This is a genomic window from Thiorhodococcus drewsii AZ1 (genome assembly GCF_000224065.1).
In the GTDB taxonomy this organism is placed as follows: domain Bacteria; phylum Pseudomonadota; class Gammaproteobacteria; order Chromatiales; family Chromatiaceae; genus Imhoffiella; species Imhoffiella drewsii.
Window position 1 is genome coordinate 26,963 of sequence record NZ_AFWT01000035.1, and the last position, 23,445, is coordinate 50,407.

A 23,445-nucleotide genomic window follows, 5' to 3' on the forward strand; every position below is an offset into this window, starting at 1 on the left:
GCCATCGGCCAAGCAGGCAGGCAACCTGCTTGCTGATGTAGACATTAAACAGGAAGTTTTAGTGTGTCCGAAGCCCTCAGCTCGCTCCAGCAAGGTAATGCTGCCCTACGCGTTGGTCAGTGCGCCCAAGCCGTGCGCCACTACGCACTTGGTCTGCAGACCCGGCATCTCCAACGCGATGGCCGCAGCCATTCCCTTGGCCCCATCGGCAACCAACTTGCCTACAATCTTCTGCTCGCGCGCAAACGCTACCGCCATCAGCGCCAAGCTGCTGGTGTGCTGCGTGTTGCTGTCGCTAGCTGGTCGCTATCGGGAAACCCCGCTGGGCGCGCCCACACCCTTGCCAGTCTCTACCAAGACCTAGCGCAACACTCCAGCCAGACCAGCTCGGCGTCCCCCAAAGCGCCCATCCGCCGAGCGCTCCGCGAGCCTCTGCAAGGAGCCTGTGTGCGCATTGAGAGCGTCGCTCTCATCGGCAGCTATTTTGCCCGCCTCGGCCACCAGCTCTGGGCGCCGATCCGCGACACCGCTCTCCCCGTGCACAGCATCCTCATCGAAGACGACGCCCAGTTCATGGCCCAAGCCATCAATCTGGTCAGCGTCCACCCCTTCGACTTGGTCCATCTGTCCAAGCCGCGCATGCCCAACATTCTCTTCGGCTTGCTCTACAAGCTCCTTTGGGACGCACGCGTGCTGGTCGATATTGATGACGACGAGCTCGCCTTCGTGCGCGGCGAGCCCCTGCTGGCCAATGAGTCGCCCGATGATTCCAGCCCTGGACCGAGCAATCATCCGCCCGAGCTGGCCCTGACGCACTGGCTGCAGCGCTACAATGGCCTCCCGCTCTGTCAAGATCTGCCTGGGCGCCCATGGACAGAGTTCGCCATGAGCCTGATCCACGCCTTCGACGGCGTTAGCGTCGCCAACCGCGCCTTGCAACAGTGTCACGGCGGCCAGATTATCCGCCATGCCCGCGATCCGCTCCAATTCCAGCCTGTCGGCCAGTCATCGGCCCAGCGCCGGGCCTGGGCGCGGACGCATTGGCAGATCGCCGCCGAGCAACAGGTGGTGCTTTTCCTCGGCACCCCGCGTTGGCACAAAGGCTTGCTCGAGACCGCCCAAGCTCTGGTCAGTCTGAACCGGTCCAGCCCGCAGCCGTCGGGCCTGCTCTACCTTATCGTCGGGACCTTCCCGCCCGGCACCGAAGCCCTCAAACAGGCCCTCGAAGCCCTGCACGCCAGCGGCGCGCTCGCCATTCGCCTGCTCGACGACCAACCTTTCGCCAAGATCGCCGACCTGCTCGCCGCCGCCGATCTCGCCGTCCTGCTGCAAGACCCGGACTCCGCCGCCGCCCGCGACCAGACTCCCGCCAAACTCAGCGACGCCCTCGCCATGGGTCTCACCGTGCTCGCCGAACCTACCCCCGGCCTGGCCGATCTCGCCGAGCAGGGCGCCTTCATCCCGGTCACCCGCGAAACGTTGCCGGCGCAACTCGCCGCAGCTCTCGCGCGCCTGCGCGGCACCTGCTCCAGCGTTGCGCAGGTGCCACCCGGTCCGCATCCGGTCTTCACCCGCGAGCTGAGTCTAGAGGTCAACCGCGAGCGCCTGCGCGCCCTGCTGCCGTCGTCGCCTCGTCGCCCCTTGCGGCGATCCTTACAGCGCCCTTTAGAGCGTTTAGCCGCGATTTCCAGTCTCGGCCCACTGTCGCGCACCCTGCTCAGCAGCGAGTCCGCCGCCCGCGACGGTGTCAGCATCATCATCCTTAGCCTGTGCGGCGCCGATCTGCTCGAGCGCCTGTTCAGCAGCTTCTTCGCCATCAACAGTCACCAGCCGGTGGAACTAATCATCGTCGATCACGGCGACCCAAACGACGCCGCCGACCATACCGCCGCTGTTATCGCCCGGCACCAGGCAGAGGCCGACCTCTGGCACCTGCCGCGCGGGCGTAACTACAGCTTCAGTGACTCCTGCAATCTGGCTGCCGCGCTCGCCCGCTACTCCAACCTGCTGTTCCTGAACAACGACATCGTTTACACCAGTGATGCGCTACCCGCCGCTGTGCAACGGCTCAAAGACCCCAGCATCGGCGCTGTTGGCATCCGACTCGACGACGACTCCGCGAGCCTGCCCCTAGGCCAGATGCCGAGTGTGCAGCACTTAGGCATCGAATTTGTCTGGAACGAAAACCGTGGCTATCATCAGCCGCAGCAGATCTGCGCCGCGAGCGCCCACCCAATGCCCGTCGACTCAGGCAGCGAGCAGTCCGCCGTCACCGGCGCCTTTCTGCTCTGCCGTAAGGCCGATTTCGACCAGCTTGGCGGCTTCAGCACCGATTACGACTACGGACTGGAAGATATCGATTTCTGCCTGCGTCTGCGCCGTGATCTTGGCAAGGTGAGTTGGTGCCTGACTGGGCTCAGCCTGCAGCATGGGCACATGATCACCCGGCGGCGGGATAAGGCCGTTACCGCCGAGCGCATCCAGCGCAACCACGCGCACTTCAAACAGGTTTGGAGTAACCACGCTCGCAGTTTGGCCCAGACGCAAGTTCAGGTTCATGTCCAAGCACAGCAACAGCGAAGCGCGCCTGAGCCCGCCAGGCTCAACATCCTCTTCGTGCTCAACGGCCCTCTCGACAGCAACAGTGGCTACCACATCCAGCTCCATGCTCGCGACCTGCGCGCGCGCGGTGCTGACACTCTCTGTCTCGTTCAGGACAAACACGTCACCAGGGATCGACCCGACGGCCTGCGCCAACAGGCTTTCAGCGACGCCCTGCGCGCCAACCCGCTGCACCTCTTCGCAGATGGTCGTGGCCCCGACGTCATCCACGCCTGGACCCCGCGTGAGAACGTCCGCCGCTGCGTCCAGGCACTGCGCCAGCGCCATCCCTGCGCCCTGGTTATCCACATGGAAGACAATGAGCAGCACCTCACCGAGGTTGCCCTCGACCAGCCCTACGCGCAACTCGCCGAATGCCCGCTTGCCGAACTCGACCAGCGTATCCCTGGCCACTGCTACCACCCCCGGCGCGGCGCCGATTTCCTGCGCCAAGCGCAAGGACTTACACTGATCATCGATAGTCTGGCCCACTTCAACCTCGCCCAGCGGCCCATCTGCGTCATAGGCGTCCCGATCGACGAGCGACTGTTTTACCCACGTCCGCGCAATCTCACTCTGCGCCGCGCTCAAGGCATTGCCGACGACGACTGTGTCCTCGCTTATACCGGCAACCTCCATCACGCCAACCGTGATGAGATCACCGAACTCTACCGCGCCCTCAAGCGGCTCAATCGCCACGGTCGCCCAACTCACTTGCTGCGTACCGGGCGCGACCCCGAGGCCGACGCCCCGGTCATCGACCCTGACCTTTGTGCGCACATCCACCACCTCGGCTGGGTGCCACGCCAACAGCTGCCCGAAGTGCTGGCCGCCGCCGACATCCTAGTGCAGCCCGGCCGCGCGGGTTCTTTCAACGACCAGCGCATCCCTAGCAAGTTGCCCGAATACTTCGCCATGGGACGACCGGTGATCCTGCCGCGCAGCAATCTTGGTCTGCGCGCCTGCCACGGCGAGCACGCCTGGGTGTTAGAATCGGCCGACGCCGCAAACATCGCCGAAGCCGTCCAAGCGATTTTGGCCGACTCCAAGCGCACCGCTGCGCTTGCCGAAGGGGCAGGGCAGTTTCGTCGGCAGTACCTACAACCAAACCCAGAGGCCCTGTTTGGCTTCCTCTGTGAACAAGTGACCGCTGCGGCCAGCTTTCACCGTAACGCTGGCCAGGCAACGTCCATCCAGTCTCCGGTTGCGGCAGTCGGATGAACACCGCCGCACCTCGCACAAAGTACAACGGAGCAACATTCTGATGCCCAAAAAGGCTCTCATCACCGGCATCACCGGCCAAGACGGCAGCTACCTCGCGGAATTCCTGCTCGAGAAAGGCTACGAAGTTCACGGCATCAAGCGCCGCGCCTCGTCATTTAACACCCAGCGCGTCGATCACATCTACGAAGACCCGCACCAGCACGACCAGCAGTTCGTCCTGCACTACGGCGACCTCACCGACACCTCCAACCTCACGCGCATCATCCAACAGGTGCAGCCCGATGAGGTCTACAATCTCGGCGCCCAATCCCACGTTGCCGTCAGCTTCGAGGCCCCCGAATACACCGCCGACGTCGATGCCATCGGCACCCTGCGCCTGCTCGAGGCGATCCGCTTCCTCGGTCTCACCGACAAGACCCGCTTCTACCAGGCCTCCACCTCCGAGCTCTTCGGCCAGGTCCAAGAAGTCCCGCAGCGCGAGACCACCCCCTTCTACCCGCGCAGCCCCTACGCCGCCGCCAAGCTCTACGCCTACTGGATCACCGTCAACTACCGCGAAGCCTATGGGATGTACGCATGCAACGGCATCCTCTTCAACCACGAGAGCCCACGCCGCGGCGAGACCTTCGTTACCCGCAAGATTACCCGCGCCCTGGCCAACATCGCCCTTGGTCTGGAGCAGTGCCTCTATCTTGGCAATATGGATGCGCTGCGCGACTGGGGCCATGCCAAAGACTATGTGCGCATGCAATGGCTGATGCTGCAACAGGAGCAGCCGGAAGACTTTGTCATCGCCACCGGCAAGCAATACTCGGTGCGCCAATTCGTTGAATGGACCGCCGCCGAGCTTGGTATCAGCCTCGAATTCCAAGGCGAAGGCATCAACGAACAAGGCTTCGTCACCGCGATCGCCGACTCAGAGATCGCCCCCGCGCTCAAGGTCGGTGACAGCATCGTCTGCGTCGACCCGCGCTACTTCCGCCCCGCTGAGGTCGAGACCCTGCTCGGCGATCCGACCCTTGCACGCAAGCGTCTCGGCTGGGTGCCCGAGATCACCGTTCAAGAGATGGTCGCCGAGATGGTCGCCGAGGATCTCAACAGCGCGCGGCGCTTCGCCCTGCTCAAGGCGCATGGGCATCGCATCCCGATTGCGAGGGAGGACGGGCGATGAGTATCGAAGTGCTCTATGAGCAGGACATCCATGCCTGGGCTCGGCAAACAGCCGAGCTGCTGAAACAAGGTCGCTTTCAAGAGCTTGATGTCGAACACTTAATCGAGGAGTTGGACGCCATGGCTCGGCGCGATCGGCAAGAGCTCATTAGCCGGCTCAAAATTCTGTTAGCGCACCTGCTGAAGTGGGCTTATCAGCCAACCCATCGAAGTATCTCCTGGCGCGGCTCCATCCTGGAGCAGCGGTTACGGATTCGCGATCTACTGGCCGACTGTCCAAGCTTGCAGCCATTTTTGGCGCAGGCCGTCGAGCGGGCTTACTCAGATGGCGTCACACTTGCTGTGAAAGAAACCGGGTTGTCGAGAGGCGAGTTTCCAGACCAGCACCCTTATGAACTGGATGTCTTGCTTAATGATGACTGGTTTCCGGAGCGAGAACAATGATTCCACTCGCCGCTCGAACGCGTTGCACCGACCCGATCAGGACAGCTTTTGAGGATGCGCCATGAGCCAGCCCACCATCTTCCTCGCCGGCCATCACGGCATGGTCGGCAGCGCCATCGCCCGCCAACTGCAAGCCAAGGGCGAGATCGAGTTGCTCACCGCCAGCCGCACTGAACTCGATTTGCTCAACCAGCAGGCCGTCAACGCCTTCTTCCAACAGCACCAGATCGACCAAGTCATCATCGCCGCCGCCAAGGTCGGCGGCATCCAGGCCAACAACAGTCTGCCGGCCGAGTTCATCTACCAAAACCTGATGATCGAGGCCAACCTCATCCAGGCCGCGCATCAGGCCGACATCCAACAACTGCTGTTCCTCGGTTCCTCCTGCATCTACCCGCGCGAAGCCCCGCAGCCGATGGCCGAGGACGCGCTTCTGACCGGCCCGCTCGAACCCACCAACGAGCCCTACGCCATCGCTAAGATCGCCGGCATCAAGCTCTGCGAGAGCTACAATCGCCAATACGGGCGCGACTACCGCAGCGTGATGCCGACCAACCTCTATGGTCCCGGCGACAACTTCCATCCCGAGCACAGCCACGTCATCCCGGCGCTGCTCAGACGTTTTCATGAAGCCACCCAAGCAAACGCCCCCGAAGTCGTCATCTGGGGCAGCGGTACCCCGAAGCGCGAGTTCCTGCATGTCGACGATATGGCCGCTGCTTGTTTGCATGTGCTGAATCTCGACCTCGCGACCTATCAGGCCAGCACCCAGCCGATGTGCTCGCATATCAACGTCGGCACCGGGGTGGATGTGACCATTCGCGAGCTGGCCGAGACCATCGCTCGGGTGATCGGTTATCGGGGCGCGCTGCGGTTTGATCCGAGCAAGCCGGATGGGCCGCTGCGGAAGTTATTGGATGTCTCGCGGCTGCATGCGCTGGGTTGGCGGGCGGCGTATGGGCTGGAGGAGGGGTTGCGGCAGACGTATGGGTGGTTTTGTGGGCATTTGGGGAAGTTTCGGCGGTGAGTTGATAACCACTTTATTGATGTTTGATTACACCTGATTATGAAATCCACAAAGTCAACAGCATTGCATCGTTACTACGATAGCAGATCTCTTCCGGCTGCAGTTTTTGATGTTGGGGTTAACAGTCAGACTGCAGAACTCATCGCGCTTTTTCCGAAGATTAAGCATTATCTGTTCGAGCCCGATGATACTCATCTGCCTGCGATTGAAAAGAACTACAGTTCAATTGATTACACCTTACATCGCGTTGCCCTTTCAGATGAGGAAAATCAAGGTTTTCTCGTGAAACGCAGTCTTCATAAGAATGGTGTCGCAACACATTCTTCGCTTAAAGCAGAACCAGAAGCTGTTGATGGTAAAGATACCGTTAGCTGTGAGGAGTTTAACTCCTGCCGGTTCGATTCCATGGGTATCAGTGTTCCGAATAACTCACTTCTGAAGATCGATACAGATGGGAGCGATCTACCGGTTATCAAGGGCTTTGGTAGCTTTCTCAAGAACTTCGAAGTCGTGATCTGTGAGGCGATTACAGCGAAAATCGCGCCCACGGCTGCCTACCTTCAGGCTAACGGTTTTCTATTAACTGATATCTGTGATCGTGTTTACTATGGCAGCGCACTTTATCAAGTTGATCTTTTCTTCGTGCGTCTTGAACGCGTCGATGAAAATTATAAGCCCAACATTAAATCCGGATTTCGCCGTGATCTTTGGCGACCAGTTGACTGATTTGTTTTCAAAATATTTATGTCACGGAACTCTTAAGAAAAAATTTACCATTAAAATGCAGATAATTGGATAACGCGATGAAGTCATTGGCTCTTGAATTTATAGAGATAAGAAAACTTACCGATGCTGGCGAGCAATCATCGGCGCTTAATAAATTAAAAGCGCTACAGTCCAGATTAGCGAGTGACCGAGATCGTGCCATCGCCTCAGGTCTATCTAAACGAGCACTCAATCGTAGTGCCGAAGGGACCAAAGACAAGACTACGATTCAGCGCCAGGGTAAAGAACACGAGCGTTTTTTTATTGTCATCCCTGTGAAGAATGGTGAAGTAGCAATAGAGCGGACATTAAAATCTATCTTTCGCCTTAAGGCCGTAGCACCAATCACCATTCATGTTCAGGACGGTTTGTCATCTGATGGCACCGTTAAAGTAGTCAAAGGGTTGACGAAGACGGCTGCCCAGAAAGGAATATCGTTGACAATTGCGTCTGAGCAAGATCGATCAATGTACGAGGCCATCGTCAAAGGCGTCGAAAGACTGAATCCACCTAATACATCCTGGCTTACCTGGATCAATGCGGGCGATATTCTCGAGGAAAATGCAATCGATTGCATCTTGCGCACCCAGGAGGTTAATGACTGGCACAACATTAACTGGATCTGCGGTTGCAAAAGTATTGAAAATATGGAGGGGCGGCTTGTTCGCTTTGAACTTCCGATTAACTCTAAATTTTTAAGCGCTGGGATATGCGATGGCAACCATTTTCACTACCACCAGCAGGAAGGTACCTTTTTTCGAGCTGAACTGTTTCGATCCGTGCCGAGCGCCGAATTTGCATCCTTCAGATTGGCTGGCGATTACTTTCTTTGGTGGAAACTAGCGAAGACTGGTAAGACGCTCTACGTCCATGACGAAGCCTTCGGAACCTTCGTGCAGAGTCCTGATCAGCTCTCACGCAGAGAGCAAGCAACATATAACAAAGAAATCGAAAAAAATCTGAGTGAAGATGAACGTAAACGAGCGTTTCAACGCTTTATAGATCGTCCAACAGAGGTGGTTTCTGTAAAGAGCAGTGGACATGTGCGGCGATACCTTGTGACGATCGCGAAGAAAATGCATACCAGATTCTTCTCGGTCGCGGATTTCGAGCGAGCAGTATCGGAGCGTTCAATTGATTGTGCGATTGAGAATGGTTCTGTCTGGTTAGACCCTTATTATCTACAAGGTGACACGACTTACAAGGTTCCATCTAAGGCTCCAGCCAAAAAACATCCTTTCGGGATTATTCTATTCACGCACACTCGGCACGATGCCTTGCGCTTGGTTTTGCGCAGCTTAAAAGAACAAAACGCGACGAATGTAACAACCGTTTGGATTGATGGCGCGCAAGGCAAGGAGAAGACGCGACTAGAAACGGAAGAATCCGAGCGCATTGCCCATGAATACGGTGTGTCAGCCGTAAAGCGAATCAAAGGAAATTATGGGTTTCGTAAAACGATGCTGCATGGCTTAGCGTATATGACACAGAAATACGATAGCTTTCTTATTTTGGAGGACGATTGTTTTCCAACAAGAAAAGCTGTCGAGACATTTCGTTCAATGCTAAATTCAATCGCTAACGATGAACGTGTTTTTTCAATCTATGGCCATCATTTCCAGGTACCAGAAGAAGGCGAACAGTTTCCACGTTTTCAGGGCTGGGGCTGGGGCACGACGAGTAAAAAACTAACACCCTATCTGCATCGCTTAGTCGATCTTTACTCGTTGCTTGAAGACGATTACCTAAAAGTCGTCAAGCGCATCGCTACGCCAGAGGTGCTGGCACGTATCGAAATTACACCGCCACGCCAGCCATCGCATACTTTTTTCAAATTTTTTGCTTGGGATGAGACCCTAGCACTCTTGACGGGGGCGGACGGGTTATTACATGCAAAAACACCTGAGCAAACGATCCATAATTTTGGAATGGGAAAAACATCAACACATTTTGGCGATTTTGATTTGTTTCGTAATCCGCCATTTAATTTGATTACTATTGACGAAGCTTGGAACAAGTTCTGAGTTCATTATATTTAGGAACGATTCACTAACAAATGGTGCATTTGAATGGATGAGTTTGCTCAAACTCCATTGGCGTCGACAACATAGTTCCATGCTCCGAGCGCCTCATCATGACGAATGAATTGGTCTTTGATGGCGCGAAAGGTCTCGGAGCACTTGCGCCCCGCCTCATACACGCGATCAAGGAGGCAGGCCGTCACGCGCAGTCCGGTGTCGGTGGTGGTGCGCTCCACCGCCTTGAGCACCGTCTCAGGGGTATCGAGGATCTGTCCGCGCAGGCTGTGCTCGACCTGACTGGACAGGCGATGCTCGATGGGATGCCATTTCGAGGTGTATGGCGGGTAGTGGGCGATGCGCAAACGCATGCCGAGGCGCCGACTGAGGGCGATCAGGTCTTCCTTGAAGCGCCAGGAGCGCGCGGCATTGGTCCCGCCGGCATCAAAGGTCAAGAATACCTCCGTGGCCGTCGGATAGCAGGCGTGGAACTGCTGCTCCCAGGCCAAGGCTATAGCATCGCAGACGAAGTCGCTGGTCTCGCGCGAGTTGCCGAGGGTGAGGAAGCCGACATTATCGACCGGGTCGTAGACGCCATGCGGCACCACCACACCGGTGGCCAGGTGCGGATAATCGTGATCGTAGACCGGTTGCGCCGCCGTGCCATAGCACGTCCACGTCCCTGGGCGATGCAGAAACCCCAGACGCTCCTTGTGCTTGGTGTCGACGCAGATCACAGGAGCCCGTCGTGCCTGTCGCTCGCGGCGCTGCTGGGCGATGAGCTGAAACTGTTGATCGCGTTCTTGGGGATCGACGTGGCCAGCGATCAAGGTCTTGTGCAGCGCCCGTCGCCGATAGCCCGCCCAGTCCATCAGGCGTGCGGCCGTTTGGCGGCTGATCTCATACCCCCAATCCAGCAACGCCTTGGCCAGGCCCGCAGGCGTGAGGTGGGTCCAATAGACCTCAGAATCGGTCGGACTCCCTGCGGTGTGCACGTCGAGCACGCAGGCGGCCGCGTGTTCGAGCCCCGGCTGGCGTTTGGTGACCTTGGAGCGCCCGCCGCCGCGACGACGAGTGCGCCCCGTCCCGCTGGGAGGCGTCGGCGAATCGGAGTCATCCGCTCCCATCACCTCGAGTTCACGAATCCCGCTATAGATCGTCCGTCGACTCATGCCCAGCATCCAGGCAGGCGATGTAGGCGATGCCGCCATGGCCAATTTTCAGCGCTTCCACCGCCGCATAGCGGCGACGGTGGTCTTCGGGCAGCGAGCGGCATACAGGCGCATCGTCTATTCGTGTTCTTCGTCGTAGCCGGGCAACGGATTCATGGTGCTCTGTCGGGTGCAAGATCGGCGCAAGCAGACCATTCGCTCTGCGTGAGCGGAAGAGTGTAGATGTCCGCTAGCAAACTTCATAGGCGCTCAGCGCAACGTATACTTTGTTTCTCACTCGTTACTTACACATCGTAATCACTGTGGCGATATTACATCGTGATCCAGATGCCGAATGGCATATCTAAGACATTAAACTAGGAGAATGTGTGCAATGCGATATTGTTTCCATCATATTCCGAAAACCGCTGGCTCTGCGGTCAGAAATGAATTGCTGCGTCAACATTTTACATTAATTGATGACTATAGGACTGATATTCCTCAATTAAAAAAAGGGCGTGATTCGTTGGGTTTTGGACCTCTGCGCGATCTCAGGGCACTTAGCCAAAAAGAAATCCTCTGTGGACATTGGGAGGGTTTGCTGCTTGGCGACGAGCGGTATACAATTCAAAACCGTTATCCAGGTTTATTTAATAGGCAAGATTTTTTTGTATTTACTTATCTTCGTGAACCGCTTGAATTGAGTTTCTCGATGTATTTTTTTGGAATCCGTCGAAAAAAAGGGGGGGGGTTCAACGATTTAAAGAAATTAAAACAAAGTGTTTTGAAAAATAAAAATTATATTTCTATGATGCTAAACATTAGAAAGATAAGTGACATTCAAACAGTTCTTGATCGCTATGCTTTTATAGGTCTTTCTGAAAGATATTCAGAAAGTGCGGTCCGTTTAGGATCTTTCCTTGAATGTAAGTTTTTAATCAAGGAAAATTTTACAAATAAATCAGAGCGCCATAAAGAGAATGTCATGGAATTGCTTAATGATAAAGAGTTTCTTCAATGCCATCGAGACGATAATTTAGATTATGATATTTATCTCGAAGCGGTAAAGCGTTTCGATTCGTGCAGTCAGGCTTCTGTGTAAATTCGTTCGTTGATAGAATCAGGTATCATGAACCTCAAAGTATATGCAGGCTTTAAGACCAAACCACATGAACAGAAACGACTATTCGTTGCAGACCCCTCACTTGACGATTTGAGAGGACATCATTACGGGCTATCAGTCACGATCGCGGACGCTGGAACGGAGGCAGGGTACGAGGTTGCTATCCTGACAAACAAGCGAGGGAAGCAGGCCTTATCCAAGAACGCTCATTACCGATTCCTTCCGCTTTTTTCTGCTTCAATCTATTTTGTCGATGAAATAAAGGGGCAAAAAGAACCAGGAGATTATTTCTATTCCGAATTTCTGCAGTTTCTCCGTGAGGAGCATGTAGCTTCCGATGATGTCGTTTTGTTTCACACAGCTATTGGCGAGGTCTATGCAGGATTGCTTCTGCTAATCAATCGGCTAAATCAGAAAGAAGTAAAAACGCTTCCCGAGATACATTTATGCACACCCTACAATGAAGATCTCATGCCAGGTAATCTTCGAGGGCGTGATTTATGCAAAACAATATCCATGATATCAAGCCAGTGTGCATTGAAAGACGGAAAAGTGTATTTTTGGGTGGAAAATAAGTCACTGGTGAATCATTACGCTGTTCGGACAAGTGTCAACCATGTTCCGCTGCATATCCCTCTTCGTTGCCGTTTGTCAGTCGAAAGGGTTGTCCGCGCTGATCTGTCGGAAAAGCCGATTGTGTCTTACCTTGGTGCTGCCCGCGAGGAGAAAGGTTTTCTAAAAGTTGTCGAGTTGTTACGGGCTTATCGTGACAGCTTGTATCATGTCAAAAAAGCGAAAGCCAATATTCAGTTTTTTATTCACTGTGTACCACAAAAGGTCGGGTATACTCCGTCGATAAGAAACGCAATTAACGAACTAGAAGCATTAAAAGCCGATTTGGATATTGTCTTATGGAATGAACCATTAGCGGAAGCCGAATACCACGCTAAAATGGAGGAAAGTGCTGCGATATTTTTGTTATATGACGAGCGGTATCGCGTTCGGGGTAGTGGCATACTGGCTGAAGCACTGACGATGGGTTGTCGGATTATCGCAACTCCAGATAGCGTTTGCGCCCTGTATGCTGATCGGAATATCGATTGCGTCTCATCAGACATGAGCGTAAAAATACAATATCTTTTTGATATGACGAATGTATTCGATGAAACGAGGCAACAACAGTTAGTCGAGCGAACAAAAGAAAATCGCCACCTACACGATCCGCGCGGTTACCTGCGACGTATTGAGGCGCGGCAAAAATACCAGCATTCACAAGGATCTTTCTATGCTATTTTGCATGCGATAGGTGGTTATCACCACCGAATGATTGCCCTCGACGGGATTGATTCACTCGAAGCTTTTAAGATATGAATCCATATACTAATTTACCGAAAACCTCTTTTTGGAGTGCCGCTGTTGCGAAGTCGGCAACAACTGTACCGCAAAATTTATATAAAAAGAAATGGTCAATCGACAAAAAGGATCAAATTGCGACGGCTGGTAGCTGTTTTGCTCAGCATATTGGGCGCCATCTCCGAGAAAATGCTTACCGCGTTATGGATGTCGAGCCCCCCCCTCAAGGGCTGCTGATAACCGATCAAAAACGCTTTGGTTTCTCAATATATTCAGCACGATATGGTAATATTTATACTGTGCGGCAATTGTTGCAGCTGGCAAAAGAGGCATTTAGTGAATGGCTGCCGGGAGAAATTGTTTGGGAGGGAAAAAACGGTCGTTATTATGATGCATTTCGCCCGGGAGTCGAGCCCGACGGATTGGGATCTCCAGAAGAGGTTTTAGCGCATCGTGCGTACCATCTTGGTCGAGTCCGGGAATTGTTTGAGAAAATGGATCTTTTCATATTCACGCTTGGATTAACCGAAGCATGGATGCACAAGGAAAGCGGCACGGTGTTTCCTACTGCGCCAGGCACAATCGCTGGAACATTTGACCCGTCTCGGTATAAATTTAAGAACTTTTTATTTGAGGAAGTTCGGCATGATTTTAATACGTTTAAAAAAATTATTCATGAAAAGCAGATTAAAAAGAATAAATGTAAATTTATTTTGACTGTCAGTCCTGTTCCACTTACAGCGACGGCATCCGATAAACATGTGATGCTAGCTACGACGTATTCAAAGTCGGTACTGAGAGCGGTGGCAGGTCAATTATCAATGCACCAACACGATATCGATTATTTCCCATCTTATGAGATTGTTTCTAATCCTTGGTCAGATTATCAATTTTTTGAGGAAAATTTGCGTTCAGTTAGAGAGAGTGGGGTCAATGCTGTCATGCAAGCTTTTTTTTTGGAGCACGAAGGTCTCGTTAACAATGAAAATTTGCTGCTAAGATCTTCCTCATCGGAAAAAGTATCCGAACCTGATGAAGATTTTGAAAATCTCGTTTGTGAAGAAGCGATATTAGATGCGTTCAGCAGGTGAGATGATGAATATTTTACTTGTGGGAAATTCGCAACTCGCCTGTTTAAAGAAAGCTTACGACGTTCAGCCAGAAATTCTTGGTCAATTTGGTGATATATCTTTTTATGTTACACCGGGTGGTACAGGTCCGTATTTAACTGTAAACAATGGCTTGCTTGAGTTGATAAAGGAGGGAATAAACCCAAAATTCCCACCCCGCGCTTACCCTGAAAACACCCCATCTATTCCATTAGACAATTATGATTTGATTGTTGTTAGTGCTTTGGGTTACATTGATGGTGGATTTTATTATCCTAGCCCAGCAACTAGGCAAGGCATTATTTTTGATTTTTGTCCGAAACCTAACGCTATAACAAGCAGATATATTTCAGTTCCATGCTATAAAAAAATAATTGAAGGGACTTTGTTGAGTCAGCCTGGAATTAAGTTCTTGATGATTTTAAGAAAATATTTTTGTAAAGATATTCTGGTTCAGCCATTTCCTCTGCCGTCAAAAGATATACAAAATCACCCAGAATGGCCGCTTAACAGCATGTACGAAGACGTGCTTGGCGCGCATAAATTTTTTTGTCAAGAGAGAGATTTATTTATGAAAAATTTTTGCGAAAAACATAATATGACGCTTCTGTCTTACCCACTTGGTATTGGGCGCGAGGACTATTTTTCGCCTCCGGATCTCATGGGTGCCTCGGATGGATTGCACCCTACTGAAAGATATGGTGAGCTGGTACTTAGGCAGATAGCGAATGCTGTTGCATTGCAGGGTGTTCCTTCTGAATGAAAGTGACTTAACATCGATTAACAAGAGGAATTTGGAATGAGAGCCGCCTATGTTGGTTATAATAAGCTACTTAATAACCTTAAAGATTTGGGGTTTAAACCAGAAACCGTTATTGATGCGGGCGTTGCAAATGGTACGCCTTGGTTGTACGAGGAATTCCCTGCTGCATATTTTTACTTATTTGAACCGGTACCATCATTTGAAAAACGAATCTCCGAAATACTAAAGTCGATAAAAGGAGAGCATATACAATTGGCTCTCGGCTCAAAAGAAGAAATTGCCGAGTTTTATATTCCTAAAGATGAAGGTTTGCATCAAATATCGACTTTCTGCTTTACGGAAAAAACTGTTCCAAAAGACACAAAATACGAAGTAGGGGTTACGACACTAGACTCTTTTTTTTTAAATAAAGAAATAACATATCCTATCTTGTTAAAAACTGATGTTCAGGGATATGATCTCGATGTAGCAAAAGGAGCGGAGAGATTGCTTAAGGAGATTGATATTGTTATTACGGAAGTTCCCGTTTACGGACCTTGGGGAGGTGGAGCAGAGCTTAAAGATTACATCGATTATTACTATGCGCATGACTTTATTTTGTATGACTTAGTTCAGCCGTTGAGAAGGCCGGATGATGATCGTTTGCATTCCATTGATTTGTGCTTTGCCAATGCAAAGCTTCCTCTTGCTGCTAGGGAATTGTATACCAGCGGAAAGAAAGCTATTAGAGAGTCGCTAGCATATTACAAGTCGATTTCAGATAAGCAAAAATCGAAAAATTAAATGGCTTAAAATTTGGCGGACGACTCTTTAGCAAAAAATCACAAGAGGCAACCCATGCGCATCATTATCCTAGGCGGCGATGGCTTCTGCGGCTGGCCAACCGCCCTCCATCTCTCCGATCTCGGCCATGACATCACCATCGTCGATGACCTTTCCCGCCGAAAAATCGATGTCGAACTCGAATGTGAGTCCCTGACCCCCATTCGCCCGCTCAGCCAGCGCTTGCACACCTGGCGCGACCTGAGCGGCAAAAAGATCGCCTTCCAGCGCATCAATGTCGCACGCAACTACCAGCGCCTGCTCGATCTGCTCAACGACTGGAAACCCCACGCGGTGGTGCACTTCGCCGAGCAACGCGCCGCGCCCTATTCGATGAAGACCAGTTGGCATAAGCGCTACACCGTCGATAACAACCTCAACGCCACCAACAACCTGCTCGCGGCCATTGTCGAAAGCGGCCAGGATATCCATGTGGTGCACCTCGGCACCATGGGCGTCTACGGCTACGGCACCGCCGGGATGAAGATCCCCGAAGGTTATCTGCCGATCAAGGTGCAGACCGACGAGGGCAACCTGATCGACACCGAGATCCTGTATCCGACCAATCCCGGCAGCGTCTATCACCTGACCAAGTCGCAGGATCAACTCTTCTTCTTCTACTACAACAAAAACGACGCAGTGCGCGTCACCGACCTGCACCAAGGCATTGTCTGGGGCACCCAAACGGCGCAGACCAAGCGTGACGAGCGTTTGATCAATCGCTTCGATTACGACGGCGACTATGGCACCGTGCTCAATCGCTTCCTGATGCAGGCGGCGGTTCAGTATCCGCTCACCGTGCATGGCACCGGCGGCCAAACCCGCGCCTTCATCCATATCCAAGATACCGTGCGCTGCGTGCAGTTAGCGATCGATAATCCGCCCAACCCCGGCGACAAGGTGCACATCTACAACCAGATGACCGAGACCCATCGTGTGCGTGATCTGGCCAAGATGGTCGCGGATCGGACCGGCGTGACGATCGATCATGTGCCCAACCCGCGCAAGGAAGACGACGAGAACGAGCTTCACGTCACCAACAAGCGCTTCCTAAATCTCGGCCTGGAGCCCATCACCCTGAGCGAGGGCTTGATGGAAGAGGTCACCGAGATTGCGCACAAGTACGCGGATCGCTGCGACCATTCCCGCATTCCCTGTGTCTCGGCCTGGAATCATGATCGCTTCGAGGCGGTGAACGCGCGCTATCACCTTGATGAACACGGGCAAGTCGACGCCGGAGATTGACCCATGCCCGTCGTGCGTGGCGCCCTGGGGGGCGAAACCGGCGCAGGCCGCGAGATGCCTGCGCACCCGACGCTGGACAGCGCGCGGGCGATGATCCGCCAAGCCCATCAGGACGCGGCGGGTCGTTTGCTGCTGACCACCTCCGGCGGCGAGACCTCGGCGCTGATGCCGCATCTGGTGGCCTCGGTGATCGGCAAGGACTTTCCGCTGGTCTTTGTCGATCACGGCTTCTATTGCCGCGCGACCTACGCCATGGTCGAGTACTTTCGCGCGCAAGCCTTCGACCTGCGCATCTATCGCAGTCATCCAGCGCCAGGCGACATCGAACGCCACTACGCGGGCTGGCGCGATCCCGCCTCCCCGCACTTCTCCCTGGTGGTGCGCAAGATCAAGCACGAGCCGCTCAACCGCGCCTTTGCCGAACTGAAACCGCGCATGTGGTTACGCGGCATCATGCGCCACGAGACCCCGGAGCGCCAAGCCGCCGCGCCGATCCAGTTCAAGAACGGGGTCTACCAGGTGCATCCCATTCTCGACTGGCAGAAGGCCGATGCGCTGGACTACCTTGAGCTCCACGGCTTGCCGATCAACGCCGACCATTGGGACCCGACCAAGGGACGCGATCAACGCGGCGAATGTTTAATCGGCGACTACTGCGGCGTGCAGCACAGCGCCACATCAACGCCTGAGCCGGAGGGCTAAGCCATGAGTGCCTGGAAACGCCTGAGCGAGATCGTCCGCATCGACTCCGACTGGGTGCGGGTGATTGGCGAGCGCTGGTTGTGCGATCAGGGCCGCGAGCTGGAGTACTGGCGGGTCGAGAAGGTGGATTCGGTCATCGTTCTGCCCGTTCAGGTCGGGCGCCTGATCTGCGTGCGCCCCACCTTCCGCCCCGGCATCCAGCGCGAAACGCTCGATTTCCCCGGCGGCCGCCTGTCCGCCGGTAAGCGCCCCGAGGACATGGCGCCCTTGCTGCTGGAGCGCGAACTCGGCGTACCCCACACCGCCATTCACCAGGTCAGCGCGATCAACCAGCAGCCCTGGATGATCAACAGCGCTTTCTCCAACCAGGGGCTTTGGGGGATCGTCGCCACCCTCGACCCCGCCTACCCCATCGCACCCCAGCACATCGGTCAAACCGCCCCGGCCACTGTTGAGGGGGTGCAAGCGCTGCTGGAGGCGCTCGATTGCCTGCAATGCCGGGCGGTGCTGTTGGAGTGGGCGCGGCAGCGGCTGAGAGGCTCGGACTTGTCTGTCATCTGACTGGACGTGGCGGACAGGTTGCCGGAAACTAGCCGCACCATGACTGATCCTCACGCACCCACGCTCGCCCAGGCTCGCATGCACTGGCAACAGCACAACTGGTCAACTCTGAGCCAGATTGATGTCAATGCGATTAGCTCGGCTGAGCACCGCGCCAAGCTCGCCCTCTGCGCAGCCGTCGGCCTGGCCCAGCAGCAGCAAGCGACCGACGCTATGCAGGCCCTGGAGCGCGCCCTCGACTGGGGGATCGCGCCCGAGATCACCGCCTATCTCGCTTCCCGCGGGGTGTTGAGCGCGCTGCAACGGCCCTTGGCAACGCGCCTCAATCCAGACCCGCTGCGGCAGGCCACTCGGTTGCGCCGTTCCATGGCCAGCGGCGCCTGGCCAGACAACGCCAACAGCGACTGGTGGCTGCGCGAATCCAGCCCCACTCCCACGTCCGCCAAAGCGTCAACCGCCAAGCCGAAAACGCCCGAGGACTATCGCGACAGCCCGCGCTTCTCCGCCGAGGCCTATGCCGAGTACGCCGCGCTGAGCCAGCAGACAGGCGCTGCGCACTTCCAACTGATTGACACCAAGTCCTTGCCGCGCTCCGGCCTGCATTACCTCAAGCAGACCCTGGAGCGCTTGCTGCCGGGGCATTTCTCCTTCTGCGAGTGGTATCAAGAGCCCGGCTGCTGCAAGCGCATGCCCTGCGCGCTGACTGCCTATGCCGAAGCTGCCCAGCAGCCGCCGCAGGCCAAGCTGCGGTTGCTCAAGTCGCACGACTTCGACCTGGATGACCCCGCCTATCCGCTCACCCCGCACATCCGCCGCCTGATCCTGATCCGCGACCCGCTGTTTGTGCTGACCTCCTGGTTCGAGCTGGAGCAGATGCAACAGCACTATCAGGTCTTGGAGGCGCACGGGATCAGCATGAAAAAGGTCAACCTGCTGCACGAGCCCGAGGTCACCCGCCAGGCGCTGCGCCTGATCGACGCCGCCTACCGGCCCATCGACCGGCAGGCGCTGCGTCAGTGGCTACAACAATGCCAAGCCTACATCAGCGGCTTCCTCCGCCGCTGGGCGGTGCCGGCGCTCGAGCACTCCGAACTCGGTTGGCGCCTGCTGCGGTATGAAGACATCAACGCCTACCTCAGCGAGCTGCTCAGCCCGCTGCAAGCGCACCTCAGCGCCGACGCCCAAGCCAACGTTGAGCGCTTTCTGCGCGACAGCGCCGGGCGCTTCAAACCGCGCAGCGATCCGTTGACCTTGAAGTCGATCAGGATCAGTGAGGATGTGCGGCGTTATGCCGGGTTGTTCGAAGAGACCGCGCGGGCGCTCACGGATAACTCTGATTATCAGATCATTCAGAATGTCATCACCCAGGGCAGGAGCCGAACTCCATGAAGGGCGAAGCCGGTGGCGCCTGGGATGCCACCACCCACGCTGACCTGTAGTACGGACCGAACCTAAACGATGGGCTCGCGAGGTTCATCGCAGAGCAGCTGCGGCCTGCAGACTTTCTGGAATTTGGATGTGGCCTTGGGGCGATGGCGAACTGTCTCGCAGGGATGCTTCCGCTTCGGCCTTCGTACGGTATTGAGCCAGAGGTTCTCGCGCACCTTGACGGCGCTCGCAACGTTCGTCTACTGAACATCGATATCTTTGAGACCGTCGTGCCCTCGGTCTTGGACCGGTACTTCGATCTAGTTTTTACCATTGAGGTGGCAGAGCACATTCCGCGCGATCGCCACGAAGCCCTGTTCGACTTCCTGGTGGCGCGCGCTGCGCGCTGGATCCTGTTCTCCGGCGCGCGGCCGGGCCAAGGTGGTCATGGTCATATTGCCGAACGTGAAGAGATGGACTGGCGGCGCGAGTTCACCGATCGCGGTTGCCGTTTTGACCCGGCGCTGACGGCACTGGCGCGTAATCGGTGCAACCTGCGGAACATCAACCATCGGCAGAATGGTAAGCGTCCGGCCAATTACATCTATCCCGCCCAGAATCGAGTCTGCAAGATGAAATTCCATTCCATCACGACAGGAGTTTCAGCATGGCAGATCGACGGCGCACACGCGAGCAGTGGCAATCCATTGTTGAAGGCTGGCCAAAGAGTGGCCTGACCCAGGCGCAGTATTGCGCCCAGCAGGGCATCTCGGTGACGAGCTTCCATCGGTGGCGCGAGCAAGTGCGTCAGGACGCGGATCCTGGTGATCAGGAAACACGCCAGGGCGAAGGTGGGTCGGTTCGCTGGGTGCCTGTCGAGCTGCACGCGATTCCCGAGCCAGTGGCGGGTCCAGCATTGACCCTGGTTCTGGCCAATGGCTTGCGCCTGGAGGTCGGTGCCGACTTCGAACCCAGGACGCTGCGCCGGGTCTTGGCGGTGCTCCAGGAGCCTCTGGCGGCATGATCAGGCTCGGGGGACAGACGCAAGTCTATTTGGCCGCCGGGGCGACGTAAGCGTCCGGCCAATTACATCTATCCCGCCCAGAATCGAGTCTGCAAGATGAAATTCCATTCCATCACGACAGGAGTTTCAGCATGGCAGATCGACGGCGCACACGCGAGCAGTGGCAATCCATTGTTGAAGGCTGGCCAAAGAGTGGCCTGACCCAGGCGCAGTATTGCGCCCAGCAGGGCATCTCGGTGACGAGCTTCCATCGGTGGCGCGAGCAAGTGCGTCAGGACGCGGATCCTGGTGATCAGGAAACACGCCAGGGCGAAGGTGGGTCGGTTCGCTGGGTGCCTGTCGAGCTGCACGAGGTTCCCGCGCCGGTGGCGGGTCCAGCATTGACCCTGGTTCTGGCCAATGGCTTGCGCCTGGAGGTCGGTGCCGACTTCGAACCCAGGACGCTGCGCCGGGTCTTGGCGGTGCTCCAGGAGCCCCTGGCGGCATGATCAGGCTCGGGGGACAGACGCAAGTCTATTTGGCCGCCGGGGCGACCGACATGCGCAAGCAGATCGACGGGCTGGCGGCCCTGGTGGTCGATGTGCTCGAGGCCGACCCCTTCTCGAGCCAGGTGTTCGTGTTCTACAATCGCGGGCGCGACAAGCTCAAGATCCTGGTGTGGCAGCACAACGGCTTCTGGCTGTGGTACCGGCGCCTTGAGCGCGAGCGCTTCTGGTGGCCGATGTCGGCGAGCGAAGGGCCGGTCAAGCTGTCGGCGCGTGAATTCCAGTGGTTGCTCGATGGGCTGGATCCGACCCGGGTTCAGGCGCATAAACGCGCCGATTTCGACCTCGTCTAGCGTTCGTAAGTCGCCGATTTGACAAGGGAATCTGGTATAATGCCGGGCATGTCCAGCACCGCTCAACCCCTCCCCGACGCCCCCGCCGAACTGCGTGCGATCATCGCCCAGTTGACCGAGCAATTGGCCGAGGCGGAGCGTGAACGCGGGGCTCAGGAGCAGCGCATCGCGCAGTTGCTCGAGACCATCGAGCTGCTCAAGCGCAAGCGTTTCGGACGCAGCGCCGATCAGGTCCCCGACAGCCAGCTGCGCCTGTTCGACGCAACCGAGCTCGAGGCACTCATCGGCGAACTCGAGGCCGAGCTGCCTGCGCCCGCCGCGCCGGACACCGCCAAGGACAAGGAGACGCCGACCAAGCGCCAACCCGTGCGCCGTCCCCTGCCAAGCCATCTACCTCGTGTCGAGCGTCTGCTCGATCTTGGCGAGGACGAGAAGGCCGCAATGGGGGAGGACTGGAGCTTCATCGGCTATGACACCTCCGAGCAATTGGCCATCCTGCCGCGCCAGACCTATGTCATCGTCTACAAGCGCGCCAAGTACGTCGCGCGGACGCAGGACGTCCCGGGGGCCGAGGTCGGGGTCAAGATCGCCCCGCGTCCCGAACAGATCATCCCCAAGTCGATCGCCCACGCCTCACTGCTGGCGGGGATCGTCACCGCCAAGTTCGTCGATGCCCTGCCGCTGTATCGCCAGGAAAAGATCTTCGAGCGTGAGGGCATCGACCTGAGCCGCCAGACCATGGCCGGGCTGCTGATCCAGCTCAACGCACCGCTCACCCCGATCGCCGCTGCGCTCAAGGCCCTGCTGCGCCAGGGCGCGGTGGTCCACGTCGACGAAACCCCCGTTCAGGTGCTCCGCGAGCCCGGGCGCGACAACACCCAAACCTCCTACATGTGGGTGTTCTGCGGCGGGCCGCCCGGACAGCCGGTGCGCTGGTTCGCCTATGCCGACAGCCGCGCCGCCTGCGTGCCCAAGGGCGTTTTGCTCGAGACCCCAGCCCAGGCCGGCGGGACGGATCCACCGCCAGCCTTCTATCTGCAATCCGATGGCTACAGTGCCTACGGCGTCGTGGCCAATGCCCCCGAGGTGATCGGCCATGCCGGCTGCTGGACCCATGTGCGGCGCAAATTCGTCGACGCCGCCAGTGGGCGCAACAGCGCCGCCGCCCAGCAGATGCTCGCCTACATCGGCCAGCTCTATGCCGTCGAGAAACGCCTGCGCGCGGCCACGCCCGCCGAGCGCCATACCGCGCGCCTGCAACAGAGCCGCCCCATCCTCGACGCCATCAAGACCTGGCTCGAGGCTACCGTCACCCGCACCCCGCCCAAGGGGCTGCTCGGCAAGGCGGTGCACTACGCGCTCGGCCAGTGGCCGATCCTCACGACCTTCCTCGAAGACGGTCGCCTCGCCATCGACAACAACAGCGCCGAGAACGCCATCCGGCCCTTCGTCATCGGACGCAAGAACTGGCTGTTCGCTGGCAGTCCCAAGGGCGCCGAGACCAGCGCCTTGCTCTACAGCCTGATCGAGACGGCCAAGGCCAACGCCCTCGAGCCCTGGGCCTACCTCAACCATCTCTTCGAATACCTACCTTCGGCCAAGACCCCAGAGGCCATCGCGGCACTGTTGCCGCACAATCTGACAATGGACGACATCAAGCCGCTTGGGTCAATCCTGTAATTCCCCGGACGCTTACGTTGCGCCGCCTGGCCCCACCCTGGCCGGGAGGTGCCCAATGAAGACCTTGTCACACTCCCTTGAAGACTATCTGGCCTTACGCCGCGCGCTCGGGTTCAAGATGAATGACGCGCAGCGCTTACTTTCGCGCTTCCTGGTCTTTCTCGAACAGCAGGGCAGCGCGCACATCACCAGCGAGCTGGCGCTGCAGTGGGCGACGCAGTCGCCGACGACCTCGCCCGCCGAAGGGGCTCGGCGCTTGACGCTGGTCCGGGGCTTCGCCCGGTTTCGTGCGGCCATCGATCCCCAGACCCAGATTCCCGCTATCGGGCTGCTGAGTGCTCGCCCACCCTCAGTGTCAGGATAAGTGTCACCTGCCCCTGCTATCTTTCTTAACACATCTGGGGGCGTGAGGAACTGAGTGATGAGTGGGTATTCCGAAGAACGCCGAGCGGCAATC

General features: G+C 56.4%; 21 protein-coding genes and 1 pseudogene. 21 read left to right on the forward strand and 1 reads right to left on the reverse strand.

What is annotated here, in order from left to right; all coding sequences use genetic code 11:
• Positions 1 to 63 precede the first annotated feature (63 nt).
• The 6 genes from THIDRDRAFT_RS18320 (at position 64) to THIDRDRAFT_RS18345 (ending at position 9,255) form a co-directional block, all read left to right on the forward strand.
• A complete protein-coding gene (locus tag THIDRDRAFT_RS18320) occupies positions 64 to 3,822 on the forward strand; it encodes a glycosyltransferase (RefSeq protein WP_007042395.1) in 3,759 nt (1,252 codons plus the stop codon).
• Between the two features lie 43 nt (positions 3,823 to 3,865).
• Entirely contained in the window at positions 3,866 to 4,996 is a 1,131-nt protein-coding gene (gene gmd / locus THIDRDRAFT_RS18325) for a GDP-mannose 4,6-dehydratase (protein ID WP_007042396.1), read from the forward strand.
• Positions 4,993 to 5,439 (forward strand): DUF29 domain-containing protein, encoded by a 447-nt coding sequence (locus tag THIDRDRAFT_RS18330; protein ID WP_007042397.1) that lies wholly within the window; start codon positions 4,993 to 4,995, stop codon positions 5,437 to 5,439. Before gmd ends, THIDRDRAFT_RS18330 begins: the two co-directional genes overlap by 4 nt.
• Positions 5,440 to 5,500: 61 nt before the next feature.
• Entirely contained in the window at positions 5,501 to 6,466 is a 966-nt protein-coding gene (gene fcl / locus THIDRDRAFT_RS18335) for a GDP-L-fucose synthase (protein ID WP_007042398.1), read from the forward strand.
• 39 nt (positions 6,467 to 6,505) lie between these two features.
• Positions 6,506 to 7,192, forward strand: a complete 687-nt coding sequence (locus THIDRDRAFT_RS25790) for an FkbM family methyltransferase (protein ID WP_007042399.1) — start codon at positions 6,506 to 6,508, stop codon at positions 7,190 to 7,192.
• Between the two features lie 77 nt (positions 7,193 to 7,269).
• Positions 7,270 to 9,255 (forward strand): glycosyltransferase, encoded by a 1,986-nt coding sequence (locus THIDRDRAFT_RS18345; RefSeq protein ID WP_007042400.1) that lies wholly within the window; start codon positions 7,270 to 7,272, stop codon positions 9,253 to 9,255.
• A 59-nt stretch (positions 9,256 to 9,314) separates the two neighbouring features.
• Here THIDRDRAFT_RS18345 and THIDRDRAFT_RS18350 read toward each other — a convergent pair whose 3' ends face one another.
• Positions 9,315 to 10,421 carry an ISAzo13 family transposase gene (locus THIDRDRAFT_RS18350; protein ID WP_007042401.1) on the reverse strand — a complete coding sequence of 369 codons (1,107 nt, stop codon included), beginning with the start codon at positions 10,419 to 10,421 and terminating at the stop codon, positions 9,315 to 9,317.
• A gap of 373 nt (positions 10,422 to 10,794) precedes the next feature.
• Here THIDRDRAFT_RS18350 and THIDRDRAFT_RS25795 point away from each other — a divergent pair, with 373 nt between their 5' ends.
• The 15 genes and pseudogenes from THIDRDRAFT_RS25795 to THIDRDRAFT_RS18405 all read left to right on the forward strand — a co-directional run bounded on the left by THIDRDRAFT_RS25795 (position 10,795) and on the right by THIDRDRAFT_RS18405 (position 23,352).
• On the forward strand, positions 10,795 to 11,502 hold the full coding sequence (locus THIDRDRAFT_RS25795) for a hypothetical protein (RefSeq protein ID WP_007042402.1): 708 nt from the start codon (positions 10,795 to 10,797) through the stop codon (positions 11,500 to 11,502).
• Positions 11,503 to 11,529: 27 nt separating this feature from the next.
• Positions 11,530 to 12,894 carry a glycosyltransferase gene (locus tag THIDRDRAFT_RS25800; protein ID WP_007042403.1) on the forward strand — a complete coding sequence of 455 codons (1,365 nt, stop codon included), beginning with the start codon at positions 11,530 to 11,532 and terminating at the stop codon, positions 12,892 to 12,894.
• Positions 12,891 to 13,967 (forward strand): GSCFA domain-containing protein, encoded by a 1,077-nt coding sequence (locus THIDRDRAFT_RS18355; RefSeq protein ID WP_007042404.1) that lies wholly within the window; start codon positions 12,891 to 12,893, stop codon positions 13,965 to 13,967. Before THIDRDRAFT_RS25800 ends, THIDRDRAFT_RS18355 begins: the two co-directional genes overlap by 4 nt.
• 4 nt (positions 13,968 to 13,971) lie before the next feature.
• On the forward strand, positions 13,972 to 14,748 hold the full coding sequence (locus THIDRDRAFT_RS25805) for a hypothetical protein (RefSeq protein WP_216725653.1): 777 nt from the start codon (positions 13,972 to 13,974) through the stop codon (positions 14,746 to 14,748).
• A 36-nt stretch (positions 14,749 to 14,784) separates the two neighbouring features.
• Positions 14,785 to 15,531: an FkbM family methyltransferase gene (locus THIDRDRAFT_RS24830; RefSeq protein ID WP_007042406.1), complete on the forward strand. Its 747-nt coding sequence runs from the start codon at positions 14,785 to 14,787 to the stop codon at positions 15,529 to 15,531.
• A gap of 54 nt (positions 15,532 to 15,585) precedes the next feature.
• The gene (locus tag THIDRDRAFT_RS18360; RefSeq protein WP_007042407.1) at positions 15,586 to 16,815 is read left to right on the forward strand and encodes an NAD-dependent epimerase/dehydratase family protein; all 1,230 of its coding nucleotides are present in this window, start codon (positions 15,586 to 15,588) and stop codon (positions 16,813 to 16,815) included.
• 3 nt (positions 16,816 to 16,818) lie between these two features.
• Entirely contained in the window at positions 16,819 to 17,517 is a 699-nt protein-coding gene (locus tag THIDRDRAFT_RS24045; RefSeq protein ID WP_007042408.1) for a phosphoadenosine phosphosulfate reductase domain-containing protein, read from the forward strand.
• 3 nt (positions 17,518 to 17,520) lie between these two features.
• Positions 17,521 to 18,078 (forward strand): NUDIX hydrolase, encoded by a 558-nt coding sequence (locus THIDRDRAFT_RS18370; protein WP_007042409.1) that lies wholly within the window; start codon positions 17,521 to 17,523, stop codon positions 18,076 to 18,078.
• Positions 18,079 to 18,117: 39 nt separating this feature from the next.
• Entirely contained in the window at positions 18,118 to 19,467 is a 1,350-nt protein-coding gene (locus THIDRDRAFT_RS18375) for a hypothetical protein (protein WP_139058801.1), read from the forward strand.
• A 77-nt stretch (positions 19,468 to 19,544) separates the two neighbouring features.
• A pseudogene (locus tag THIDRDRAFT_RS26870) lies at positions 19,545 to 20,183 on the forward strand (methyltransferase domain-containing protein); the annotation flags it as partial.
• Positions 20,114 to 20,470 (forward strand): IS66 family insertion sequence element accessory protein TnpA, encoded by a 357-nt coding sequence (gene tnpA / locus THIDRDRAFT_RS24835; protein ID WP_007042412.1) that lies wholly within the window; start codon positions 20,114 to 20,116, stop codon positions 20,468 to 20,470. The pseudogene THIDRDRAFT_RS26870 and the gene tnpA (THIDRDRAFT_RS24835), both read left to right, overlap by 70 nt.
• 131 nt (positions 20,471 to 20,601) lie before the next feature.
• Positions 20,602 to 20,958 (forward strand): IS66 family insertion sequence element accessory protein TnpA, encoded by a 357-nt coding sequence (tnpA, locus tag THIDRDRAFT_RS26225; protein ID WP_007042413.1) that lies wholly within the window; start codon positions 20,602 to 20,604, stop codon positions 20,956 to 20,958.
• Positions 20,955 to 21,308: an IS66 family insertion sequence element accessory protein TnpB gene (tnpB, locus tag THIDRDRAFT_RS18395; RefSeq protein WP_007042414.1), complete on the forward strand. Its 354-nt coding sequence runs from the start codon at positions 20,955 to 20,957 to the stop codon at positions 21,306 to 21,308. Before tnpA (THIDRDRAFT_RS26225) ends, tnpB begins: the two co-directional genes overlap by 4 nt.
• Before the next feature lie 48 nt (positions 21,309 to 21,356).
• Positions 21,357 to 22,988, forward strand: coding sequence for an IS66 family transposase (tnpC, locus tag THIDRDRAFT_RS18400; protein WP_245535889.1), 1,632 nt, complete (start codon positions 21,357 to 21,359; stop codon positions 22,986 to 22,988).
• Positions 22,989 to 23,043: 55 nt separating this feature from the next.
• Positions 23,044 to 23,352 carry a hypothetical protein gene (locus tag THIDRDRAFT_RS18405; RefSeq protein ID WP_007042416.1) on the forward strand — a complete coding sequence of 103 codons (309 nt, stop codon included), beginning with the start codon at positions 23,044 to 23,046 and terminating at the stop codon, positions 23,350 to 23,352.
• Positions 23,353 to 23,445: the final 93 nt, after the last annotated feature.

Coding starts and splice junctions, on each gene's coding strand:
- THIDRDRAFT_RS25795 (WP_007042402.1), top strand. CDS start 10,795: ATGCGATATTGTTTCCATCATATTCCGAAAACCGCTGGCTCTGCGGTC.
- tnpA (WP_007042412.1), top strand. CDS start 20,114: ATGGCAGATCGACGGCGCACACGCGAGCAGTGGCAATCCATTGTTGAA.
- THIDRDRAFT_RS18375 (WP_139058801.1), top strand. CDS start 18,118: ATGACTGATCCTCACGCACCCACGCTCGCCCAGGCTCGCATGCACTGG.
- THIDRDRAFT_RS18350 (WP_007042401.1), bottom strand. CDS start 10,421: ATGAGTCGACGGACGATCTATAGCGGGATTCGTGAACTCGAGGTGATG.
- THIDRDRAFT_RS25805 (WP_216725653.1), top strand. CDS start 13,972: ATGAATATTTTACTTGTGGGAAATTCGCAACTCGCCTGTTTAAAGAAA.
- THIDRDRAFT_RS25790 (WP_007042399.1), top strand. CDS start 6,506: ATGAAATCCACAAAGTCAACAGCATTGCATCGTTACTACGATAGCAGA.
- THIDRDRAFT_RS18405 (WP_007042416.1), top strand. CDS start 23,044: ATGAAGACCTTGTCACACTCCCTTGAAGACTATCTGGCCTTACGCCGC.
- gmd (WP_007042396.1), top strand. CDS start 3,866: ATGCCCAAAAAGGCTCTCATCACCGGCATCACCGGCCAAGACGGCAGC.
- tnpB (WP_007042414.1), top strand. CDS start 20,955: ATGATCAGGCTCGGGGGACAGACGCAAGTCTATTTGGCCGCCGGGGCG.
- tnpC (WP_245535889.1), top strand. CDS start 21,357: ATGTCCAGCACCGCTCAACCCCTCCCCGACGCCCCCGCCGAACTGCGT.
- THIDRDRAFT_RS18360 (WP_007042407.1), top strand. CDS start 15,586: ATGCGCATCATTATCCTAGGCGGCGATGGCTTCTGCGGCTGGCCAACC.
- tnpA (WP_007042413.1), top strand. CDS start 20,602: ATGGCAGATCGACGGCGCACACGCGAGCAGTGGCAATCCATTGTTGAA.
- THIDRDRAFT_RS24830 (WP_007042406.1), top strand. CDS start 14,785: ATGAGAGCCGCCTATGTTGGTTATAATAAGCTACTTAATAACCTTAAA.
- THIDRDRAFT_RS18355 (WP_007042404.1), top strand. CDS start 12,891: ATGAATCCATATACTAATTTACCGAAAACCTCTTTTTGGAGTGCCGCT.
- fcl (WP_007042398.1), top strand. CDS start 5,501: ATGAGCCAGCCCACCATCTTCCTCGCCGGCCATCACGGCATGGTCGGC.
- THIDRDRAFT_RS24045 (WP_007042408.1), top strand. CDS start 16,819: ATGCCCGTCGTGCGTGGCGCCCTGGGGGGCGAAACCGGCGCAGGCCGC.
- THIDRDRAFT_RS18330 (WP_007042397.1), top strand. CDS start 4,993: ATGAGTATCGAAGTGCTCTATGAGCAGGACATCCATGCCTGGGCTCGG.
- THIDRDRAFT_RS18345 (WP_007042400.1), top strand. CDS start 7,270: ATGAAGTCATTGGCTCTTGAATTTATAGAGATAAGAAAACTTACCGAT.
- THIDRDRAFT_RS25800 (WP_007042403.1), top strand. CDS start 11,530: ATGAACCTCAAAGTATATGCAGGCTTTAAGACCAAACCACATGAACAG.
- THIDRDRAFT_RS18370 (WP_007042409.1), top strand. CDS start 17,521: ATGAGTGCCTGGAAACGCCTGAGCGAGATCGTCCGCATCGACTCCGAC.